Here is a 968-nt window from a genome sequence, read left to right on the forward strand (position 1 = left end):
GCGGAACGCCATTGGCAGATCCAGCTGTACAAGCAACCCGGTAGCGAGACCGGTCCGGCCGAGTGGGTAGCGAAGCTCGCGGAAGTCACCCCGGTGAAAACAACGTTCATCGGCGAGACCGCCGAAGGGGCCCAGTACTTCCAGCGCGGCTCCTGGGTCACCCGGCTGAACACGCTGTTCGCCCGCCAGCTCACCGAGCGCGCGGTGCGGGGGATCGACACCATCCTGAGCTACGACACCCAGCAGATCAAGGAGCCGAGCATCCCGGGCAGCCAGGATGATCCGAGAATGGATTTCGGCGGTGCCAACGCGCTGTATTTCTGGGAGCTGTTCTACTACACGCCGATGATGGTGATGCAGCGCTTCCTGCAGGAAGAGCGCTTCGACCTGGCCGAGCAATGGCTCAAGTACATCTTCAACCCGACCGGCTCCACGCCGCGCATGTGGAACGTACGCCCGCTGGAAGAAGACACCTCGTGGAACGAGGCGCCGCTGGAGTCGCTGGACCCGGACGCGGTGGCGCAGAACGACCCGATGCACTACAAGCTCAATGCCTTCATGCGCTTGCTGGACATCACCCTGGGGCGTGGCGATGCGGCGTATCGCAAGCTCGAGCGCGACACCCTGAGCGAAGCGAAGGTGTGGTACCAGCGCGCCTTGCGCCTGCTGGGCGACGAACCCTGGATCGATCCGAGTACCGACTGGGACGACCCGCAGCTGGGCGAGGTGGCTGCGCAACAGGTGCTCGACGATCGTCTGGATGCGTTGGCGATGATGGCCGAAGGCATACGCGCCGAGGATGTGGCGAAGCTGCGCGCGATGGGGCCGGCCCGCGCCGTGGCGGGCAGGACGCTGTTCCTGCCCGAGGCCAACCGCATGCTGCTCGACTACTGGGAAGCGCTGCGCATCCGCCTGTACAACCTGCGGCACAACCTGACGCTGGACGGCCAGCCCTTGAACCTGCCGCT

1 pseudogene is annotated in these 968 nt (G+C 65.3%); it reads left to right on the plus strand.

Annotated features, from left to right (window positions below):
• Positions 1 to 968: pseudogene (locus ACNFCI_RS23970) on the plus strand (hypothetical protein); the annotation flags it as partial.

The sequence above is a fragment of the Pseudomonas sp. NY15356 genome (assembly GCF_048068175.1).
In the GTDB taxonomy this organism is placed as follows: Bacteria; Pseudomonadota; Gammaproteobacteria; order Pseudomonadales; family Pseudomonadaceae; genus Aquipseudomonas; species Aquipseudomonas putida_K.